General features: G+C 63.2%; 9 protein-coding genes. All 9 read left to right on the top strand.

Going from position 1 to position 8,353, the window contains the following annotated elements:
- Positions 1-218: hypothetical protein (locus ENJ37_02785; GenBank protein ID HHL39411.1), on the top strand; the 218-nt coding region annotated here is incomplete at its 5' end.
- 44 nt (positions 219-262) lie between these two features.
- Positions 263-985: a flagellar biosynthesis protein FliP gene (fliP, locus tag ENJ37_02780; protein ID HHL39410.1), complete on the top strand. Its 723-nt coding sequence runs from the start codon at positions 263-265 to the stop codon at positions 983-985.
- A gap of 51 nt (positions 986-1,036) precedes the next feature.
- Complete coding sequence (gene fliQ, locus ENJ37_02775) at positions 1,037-1,306, top strand: flagellar biosynthesis protein FliQ (GenBank protein HHL39409.1); 270 nt, start codon at positions 1,037-1,039, stop codon at positions 1,304-1,306.
- 6 nt (positions 1,307-1,312) lie between these two features.
- Positions 1,313-2,086 (top strand): flagellar biosynthetic protein FliR, encoded by a 774-nt coding sequence (gene fliR, locus ENJ37_02770; protein ID HHL39408.1) that lies wholly within the window; start codon positions 1,313-1,315, stop codon positions 2,084-2,086.
- A 2-nt stretch (positions 2,087-2,088) separates the two neighbouring features.
- Entirely contained in the window at positions 2,089-3,150 is a 1,062-nt protein-coding gene (flhB, locus tag ENJ37_02765; GenBank protein HHL39407.1) for a flagellar biosynthesis protein FlhB, read from the top strand.
- 21 nt (positions 3,151-3,171) lie between these two features.
- Entirely contained in the window at positions 3,172-5,262 is a 2,091-nt protein-coding gene (gene flhA, locus ENJ37_02760) for a flagellar biosynthesis protein FlhA (protein HHL39406.1), read from the top strand.
- A 57-nt stretch (positions 5,263-5,319) separates the two neighbouring features.
- Complete coding sequence (gene flhF / locus ENJ37_02755) at positions 5,320-6,402, top strand: flagellar biosynthesis protein FlhF (protein ID HHL39405.1); 1,083 nt, start codon at positions 5,320-5,322, stop codon at positions 6,400-6,402.
- A gap of 57 nt (positions 6,403-6,459) precedes the next feature.
- Entirely contained in the window at positions 6,460-7,332 is an 873-nt protein-coding gene (locus ENJ37_02750) for a MinD/ParA family protein (GenBank protein HHL39404.1), read from the top strand.
- Between the two features lie 62 nt (positions 7,333-7,394).
- Positions 7,395-8,150: a FliA/WhiG family RNA polymerase sigma factor gene (locus tag ENJ37_02745; GenBank protein HHL39403.1), complete on the top strand. Its 756-nt coding sequence runs from the start codon at positions 7,395-7,397 to the stop codon at positions 8,148-8,150.
- Positions 8,151-8,353: the final 203 nt, after the last annotated feature.

Below are 8,353 nucleotides of genomic sequence, written 5' to 3'. Positions count from 1 at the left end.
TGGGGCAGCGCCGAAACATCGCCATCGTGGACGTGGCCGGAGAGTTGCTCGTGCTCGGACTCACGCCCACCTCCATAACGCTTCTCACCCGCCTCGAAAGGGCCGAGTCCCTCGAACGGGTGAGGCGCTTCGAGGAAGGCGGCGAAGGCTCTTTCGTGGAGGTCCTCCAGGAAAGGCTCGGCCTGCGGGGCGGGCGAGACGGGGAGGCGGGACGGTGAGGGGCTCGCCGGCGAGGACGCTTGCGCCGGCGGCCGCGGCGGTGCTGGCCGTGGCGGTCTGGGCTGGAGCGGCGGCCGCCGACCCCTTCACCCTGCCCGCCGTCTCCCTCACCATAGGAGGCGAGGAAGGGGGGCCGCAGGGGCTGTCGACGACCATACAGATAATTATACTGCTTACGGTCCTGAGCCTCGCGCCGGCCATCCTCATAATGATGACCTCCTTTACGAGGATCATCATCGTGTTCTCGCTGCTGCGCCAGGCCATGGGCGTGCAGCAGGCGCCGCCAAACCAGGTGCTCGTGGGGATGGCGCTCTTCCTCACGCTCTTTGTCATGGGCCCCACGCTCATGGAGATAAACACCAGGGCGCTGGCCCCTTACATGGACGGACGCATCACGCAGAGCGCGGCGCTTGAAAACGGTCTCGAACCCATAAGGAAGTTCATGCTCAGGAACGTGCGCGAAAACGACGTGAAACTCTTCCTGCAGCTTGCAAGGGCGGGGAAGCCGGCCTCGGTCGACGAGATACCGACGAGGGTGCTCATACCGGCCTTCATAACCAGCGAGCTGAAGACGGCCTTTCAGATAGGCTTTCTCATCTACATCCCCTTTCTGGTCATCGACATGGTCGTGGCCAGCGTGCTCATGTCCATGGGCATGATGATGCTCCCGCCGGTCATGATCTCGCTGCCCTTCAAGCTCATGCTCTTCGTGCTCGTCGACGGCTGGCACATACTGGTGGGATCGCTGGTGAAGAGTTTTTATTGACCGGCGCCGGGGACGGTGAAGGGCGGGCCGGGAGATAGGGAGGAAGACGCCATGACACCGGAGTTCGTGACGTCCATAGGCAGGCAGACCGTCGAGGTCGTTCTCATGGTGAGCGGACCGGTGCTGCTGGTGGGCATGGTCGTCGGCCTCGCCATAAGCATTTTTCAGTCGGTGACGCAGATACAGGAGATGACGCTCACCTTCGTGCCGAAGATCATAGCCGTGTTCATAGCCCTTCTCGTCCTGTTTCCATGGATGATGGACGTCATGGTCTCCTTCACCGAGGGGCTGATAGTGAACATACCGGAGTACATAAGGTAGACGACGATGAACGAGCTCGTAAACCGCCTGATAGCCGAGATGCCGACCTTTCTGTTCGTGCTCGTGCGCACGGGCGCCGTGCTCATGGCCGCGCCCGTCTTCGGCTCCGTCTCGGCGCCGCTTCAGCTCAAGATGGGGCTTGCACTCGTCATAACGCTCATCCTCGTCCCCTTCATGGGCTATGTGCCCATGCCGGCCACGCTGCCGGAGCTCGCCGTCAGCGTGACGGGCGAGATACTCGTCGGCGCGGCCCTGGGCCTCGTTGTGCGCTTCGTCTTCACGGGCGTGGAGTTCGCGGGCCAGATCGCCGGGTTCCAGATGGGGCTGGGCATGGCCAACGTCTTCGACCCCAACACGTCGGCGCAGGTCACTGTGCTCGGCAGGCTGATGAGCCTCTTTACGCTGCTCGTCTTCCTGAGCATAAACGGCCACCTCATGATAATAATGGCGCTCGAGAAGAGCTTCGAGCTCATACCGCCCTACGGACTCGCGCTCACGACCGATTTCTTCGAGGGCGTCATCCACTACTCGCGCGACATCTTCATACTGGGCGTGAAGTTCGCGGCGCCCGTCATGGCGACACTCATATTCTCCAACCTCGCCCTCGGCATCCTTGCTCGGACGGTGCCGCAGCTCAACATGTTCGTAATCGGATTCTCCGTCACGATCATGGCGGGGTTCTTCGTGCTCGGTCTCTCGCTTCCCTACATGGAGGCGAAGATAAGCGGCGTCTTCGATGAGCTCTGGCACAGGCTCTCTTATCTGATGAAGGTGATGTAGAGATGGCCGACGACAGGGAAAAGACAGAACAACCTACATCGCGAAGGCGCGAGGAGGCCAGGCGCGAGGGCAACGTGGCCACGAGCCGGGAGGTGAGCACCTTCTTCGTCGTCCTCGGCGGCCTGGCGCTGCTGACCCTATTCGGCAGGATGATGATGATGGAGATGTCGGGATTCATGAAGAGCTCCTTTGGGGCCATCCCGGCCACGCAGCTTACGCCGGAGCAGCTCTACGTGCTCTTCAGGCGAGCCGCCGGCGAGCTCCTCTACATACTGCTGCCCATGCTCTTCGTGCCCTTTTTCGGCGTGGCCGCCTATCTCTTGCAGAACGGTCTGGTGCTCTCCACGAAACCGCTCGCGCCCAACCTCTCGAAGCTCGATCCGCTGCAGGGCGCAAAGCGTCTCTTCTCGCTCACGGCGCTCGCCGAGCTGGTGAAGAACCTCGTCAAGGTGTCGGTCCTCACGTTCGTGGTCTATCAGGCCGTGAGCAGCGAGTGGGAGAGGATACCCTCGCTCGTAGACGTGGACACCGCAACCACGCTCGTCTTCATGAGCGGTGTCTCCTTCACGATAGTGCTTCGAACGCTGTGGGTGCTCGCCGTCATCGCGGCCCTCGACTACGCCTACCAGAAGTGGAGCCACGAGCGCAAGCTGCGGATGAGCAAGGACGAGGTGAAGGAGGAGCACAAGGAGACCGAGGGCGACCCGATAGTCAAGGCGAGGATAAGGAGCATCCAGCGCTCCATGGCCAGAAGGCGGATGATGCAGGAAGTGCCCCTGGCGGACGTGGTGGTCACCAACCCCACGCACCTGGCCGTCGCGCTCCGCTACGACAGGGAGAAGGCCGAGGCGCCGCTCGTTGTGGCCAAGGGCTCGGGGCTCGTGGCCGAGAGGATAAAGGAGATCGCCCGCAGCCACGACGTGCCGGTGGTGGAGAACAAGCCCCTTGCGCGGGCCCTCTTCAAGGCGGTCGAGATAGGCTCGGAGATACCCTTCAACCTCTATAAGGCCGTGGCCGAGGTGCTGGCCTACGTCTACAGGCTCAAGAACAGGCGCATCCGCTGAGGCGCGGCGAGGAAGATCACGATGACTACGGCGACGACAGAGAGCATGGGAAGGCTCAGGAGCGGCTCCGAGTACCTGCTGCCGCTCGGCATCGTGGGCATACTGGCCGTGATGATCCTGCCCATCCCGCCCTTCGTCCTGGATCTGCTCCTGACCTTCAACATCACCATGGCGGTGATAATACTGCTTCTCGCCATATACATAGCCCGGCCCCTCGAGTTCTCCACCTTCCCGACCGTGCTGCTCGTGACGACGCTCTTCAGGCTCTCGCTCAACGTGGCCTCCACGCGCATCATCCTTCTCAACGGCGCCGAGGGCCCCTCGGCGGCGGGAGAGGTCATAAAGAGCTTCGGCAACTTCGTCGTCGGCGGCAACTACGCCGTGGGCTTCGTGGTCTTCGCCATACTGGTGATCATAAACTTCGTCGTCATAACCAAGGGCTCGGGCCGCATAGCCGAGGTGGCCGCCCGCTTCACCCTCGACGCCATGCCCGGCAAGCAGATGAGCATCGACGCCGACCTCAACGCCGGGCTCATAGGGGAGGACGAGGCCAGGCGGCGCCGCGACGAGATCGCCCGGGAGGCCGACTTCTACGGGGCCATGGACGGCGCCAGCAAGTTCGTGCGCGGCGACGCCGTTGCGGGCATACTGATAACGCTCATAAACATCGTGGGCGGACTCGTGATCGGCGTGCTCCAGCAGGGCATGTCCATGAGCGACGCGGCGGTGACCTACACGCTGCTGACAGTGGGCGACGGGCTGGTGGCCCAGATCCCGGCGCTCATCATCTCCACCGCCGCGGGCATACTCGTATCGAGCGTGTCGAGCGAGGCGGGACTTGGCACGAGTCTCGGACGCCAGTTCCTCGTCAACCCCAAGCCCATCATGATCGCCTCGGGCATACTCTTCTTCTTCGGCCTCGTGCCGGGGCTCCCCAAGTTCGCCTTCTTCGCCCTCTCGGCCTTCACGGGTGCCATGGCCTACGTGGCCCGCACACTGGGGGCCGAGGCGGAGAGCGAGCAGGAGAGGCTGCGCGAGGAGGAGCTGCGGGCCGAGGCCGCAAGGCCGGCGGCCGAGGAGAGCGAAGAGCTGCCGCTGGTGGACATGCTCGGACTGGACGTGGGCTACCGGCTCATCCCGCTGGTCGACGCATCGGAAGGAGGAGAGCTGCTCGACAGGATAAAGGCCGTGAGAAAACAGTTCGCCGACGAGATGGGGATCGTCGTGCCCTCCATACACATAAAGGACAATCTCCAGTTGAAGCCCACGGAGTACGTCTTCTTCGTCCGGGGCTTCGAGGTCGCAAGGGGCGAGCTCATGGGCGGTTATTCGCTGGCCATCGACCCCGGCAACGCCCAGCCGGGCCTCGACGGCATAGAGACGCGCGATCCGGCCTTCGGTCTGCCGGCGCTGTGGGTGCCCGACTCGGAGCGCGAGAAGGCCAGGCTCATGGGCTACACGGTGGTCAACCACGCCGCCGTCGTGGCGACACACATAACGGAGATAATCAAGAACCACGCCCATGAGCTGCTCGGCCGCCAGGAGGTCCAGGGGCTCCTCGACAAGGTGGCGAAGGTCTATCCCAAGGTGGTGGAAGACCTGGTGCCCAACCAGATAACGCTCGGCGGGCTCCAGCGCGTACTGCAGAACCTCCTCAAGGAGAGGGTCTCCATAAGGGATCTCCAGACCATCCTCGAGACGGTCGCCGACTACGCGGCCGTCACCAAGGACGCCGACCTTCTCACCGAGTACGTGAGGATGAGCCTTGCGCGCCAGATAACGCGCTCGGTCCAGGACGCCGACTCGGTGATAAGGGCCGTGACGCTGAGCCAGGAGGTGGAGGAGAGGATCGCCGGGTCGGTGAGCCAGAGCCAGCTCGGAAGCTACCTGGCCATGGAGCCCTCGGCGGCCCAGGCCGTGCTGCAGGGTATAAGGGAGGCCGTCGAGGAGGCCATGAGCCTGGGCTACCAGCCGGTGGTGCTCGTCTCGCAGGAGATCCGCAGGTTCGTGCGCAGCCTCACGGAGCGGCCCTTCCCCACGCTGCCCGTGGTCTCGCACAGCGAGCTCACAAGCGACGCCAGGGTCCAGACGCTCAAGGTGGTCGGCCTGTAGAGGAGGGGATGCGTGCAGGCCGTCGATGAACTCAACGCTCGAAGGTGGTGACTCCCTATGCATATCAAGAGGTTTACGGCACGCTCCGTAGCCGAGGCCATGAAGGCCGTGAAGGCCGAGTTCGGCGATGAGGCCCTCATAATGAGCACCAGGGGGCTCGGAGGCTCGGGGCTCTACGAGGTGGTGGCGGCCGTGGATTACGACTCGCCGGCGGCCCGGCACGCAGCTACCGCTTCAGGCCGGGAGCGGTCCGGCACGGCTACGGCGGCGGACATCTCCGAAATAGAAGCGGAGCTCAAGGAGCTGAAGGATATCTGCTGGGAGCTCTTCCTCAACCGCAACGCCCCGCGGGGCGAGAGCTTCGCCAGGGTCGAGGACCACCTCGTTGCCAACGGCCTTGACCGCAGGCTTGCGCAGAAGGTCCTGGTCTACACATTTTCGAGGCTCGGCAAGGAGGCCGCCGCCGACGAGGGGAAGCTCCGGGCCTTCGTGGCCCGCGTGCTCTACGGCAAGATATCCGTGAGCGATCCCCTGGGCAGGCCCGCCTCCGGCGGGGAGCGCGGCTGCCGGGCGCTCGCCTTCGTGGGGCCCACCGGCGTCGGCAAGACGACGACCATCGCCAAGCTCGCCTCCATATACGCCCTCAAGCGCAAGAGACGTGTTGCGCTCCTCACGATGGACACCTACCGCATCGCGGCGGCGGAGCAGCTCAGGACCTACGGCGGCATCATAGGCGTGCCCGTCGAGGTTGCCGGCGGCCCCGAAGAGCTCGCGGGGCTGATCAGGGCCCACAGGGACAAGGACGTGGTGCTCATAGACACGGCCGGCAGGGCGCACAGGGACAGCGAGCACATAGGCGAGCTCGCCGGCCTCGCCGGAATCGACGGAAGGCTGCGCTTCAACCTCGTGCTCAGCGCCGCATCGAGGGACTCGGTCCTCTACGAGACGGTGCGGGAGTTCTCGCGCCTGCCGCTCGATTCGCTCACCTTCACCAAGCTCGACGAGGCGGGGGTGAGGGGGCCGGTGCTCAACGCCGCCGTCATGTCAGGAAAGCCGGTGGCCTACCTCACCACCGGTCAGCGGGTGCCGGAGGATATCGAGCGGGCCACGAGGGAAAGGATTCTCGATTTTCTCACCTGAGGCGACCGCGAAGAGGCGGCACGCGGTCCCGACTCTAAATCACAGGCCGGAGGGAGAATGGACCAGGCGTACACATTGAGAGACATGGCGCACAGGGCGGACGAGACGGCGCCGGCGGAGTCGCACTCCGTGAGGGTCCTTTCGGTGACGAGCGGCAAGGGCGGCGTGGGAAAGACCAACTCGGTGGCGAACCTCGCCGTGGCGTTCTCCAAGATGGGCAAGCGCGTGCTGCTGCTCGACGCCGACCTCGGGCTCGGCAACGTAGACGTCCTGCTCGGACTCGCGCCGAAATACAACATAGGCCATCTCCTGCGCGGCGAGCGCACGCTCGACGACGTGCTCGTCACCGGGCCGGCGGGCGTGCTCATACTGCCGGCGGCCTCGGGCATCCAGGAGCTCACGCACCTGGGCGCCGAGCAGAGGCTCGCCCTCTTCTCCCACATAGAGAACCTCGAGCGCCGCATAGACATCATGATCATAGACACCGGCGCGGGCATATCCAACAACGTGCTCTTCTTCAACACCGCCGCCCAGGACATCATAGTGGTGGCCACCCATGAGCCCACGTCCATAACCGACGCCTACGCGCTCATGAAGGTGCTGAGCAAAAACCACGGCGAGAAGAACTTCCGCCTCCTCGTCAACGCCGTGAAGACGAGGCGGCAGGCCCTCGAGGTCTATCGCAAGATAAGCCTGGCGGCAGAGCGCTTCCTCGACATATCGGTCGACTACCTGGGCTGCGTCCTCTACGACGAGAACGTGGCCAGGGCCGTTGTCAGACAGAAGACGGTGATCGAGGCCTTTCCGCGCAGCCAGGCGAGCCGGTGTTACGAGGAGGTGGCCCGGACCCTCGGCGCCGCGCCGGCGCGCAACGGGCCAAAGGGAGGCATACAGTTTTTCTGGAGAAGGATGTTGGAGCAGGGGCCGTGAAGGCCGCAGCCGGGGCCCGCAGGGGCGTAAACACTAAAGAGGGAGAGGTAGCCGTGTATACCATGATGGAGAACACAGGGAGGCTCAACGAATCCAAGAGGGATGCGATGATCCGGGAACACGTCCACCTGGTCAAGATCATTGCGCACCAGGTGGCCATCCACCTGCCGCCCCACATCGACGTGGACGATCTCGTAAGCGCCGGCACCATAGGGCTTCTCGAAGCCATAGAGCGCTTTGACGAAAGCAGGGGCGTCCAGTTCAAGACCTATGCGTCCATAAGGATTCGAGGCGCCATAATGGACGAGCTCAGGAGCATGGACTGGATGTCGCGGTCGCTGCGAGAGAAGTCCAACAAGATCGAGCACGCCTTCATGGAGATCGAGAAACGCACGGGACGCCCGGCGGAGCACGAGGAGGTGGCCAGCTTCCTCGGCATAAACTGCGAAGAGCTCGACGCCCTGCTCCATCAGGTAAGCGGCCTCAGCGTGCTCAACCTCGAAGACCTCGGCATAAACAGGGAGGAGGGGCTCGACATACTGGAGTGCCTGGCGGACCCGGAAGGAAAGGACCCGGTCATGGTCTACAAGCTCAACGAGCTCAAGCGCGTGGTCGGCAGCGCCGTGGAAGGACTGCCGGACAAGGAAAAGCTCATCGTCTCGCTCTATTACTACAACGAACTCACCATGAAGGAGATCGGCAAGGTCATGGACATAACCGAGTCCCGGGTCTGCCAGCTCCATAGCCAGACCATGCACAGACTCAAAGGCCGGCTCCGCTCATATAACGACATCGAAGAATCAACGGGCACAGAGTAAACACCACCAGTTACTCCATCACAGAAGCCCCATTCCTTCAGGAAAGCTCTGATTAATTACTCTGGGGGAAACTTTCTGTAGAAAGTTTCCCCCAGGCCCCCTTCAAAGACTTTTAATACGAGTTGGTTTCCCCCTGTTTTGCCAGGCAAAACAGGGGGAAACCAACTCGCGTTAAAAGTTTTTGGAGGGAGTCTGAGGGAACC

The organism is Deltaproteobacteria bacterium, assembly GCA_011375175.1.
Classification (GTDB): domain Bacteria; phylum Desulfobacterota; class GWC2-55-46; order GWC2-55-46; family DRME01; genus DRME01.
This window is presented reverse-complemented; position numbering and strand designations above follow the sequence as displayed.

Bases quoted from the DNA above. Each gene is read 5' to 3' on its own strand.
- fliQ (HHL39409.1), top strand. From the start codon at position 1,037: ATGACACCGGAGTTCGTGACGTCCATAGGCAGGCAGACCGTCGAGGTC.
- fliR (HHL39408.1), top strand. From the start codon at position 1,313: ATGAACGAGCTCGTAAACCGCCTGATAGCCGAGATGCCGACCTTTCTG.
- flhB (HHL39407.1), top strand. From the start codon at position 2,089: ATGGCCGACGACAGGGAAAAGACAGAACAACCTACATCGCGAAGGCGC.
- flhA (HHL39406.1), top strand. From the start codon at position 3,172: ATGACTACGGCGACGACAGAGAGCATGGGAAGGCTCAGGAGCGGCTCC.
- flhF (HHL39405.1), top strand. From the start codon at position 5,320: ATGCATATCAAGAGGTTTACGGCACGCTCCGTAGCCGAGGCCATGAAG.
- ENJ37_02750 (HHL39404.1), top strand. From the start codon at position 6,460: ATGGACCAGGCGTACACATTGAGAGACATGGCGCACAGGGCGGACGAG.
- ENJ37_02745 (HHL39403.1), top strand. From the start codon at position 7,395: ATGATGGAGAACACAGGGAGGCTCAACGAATCCAAGAGGGATGCGATG.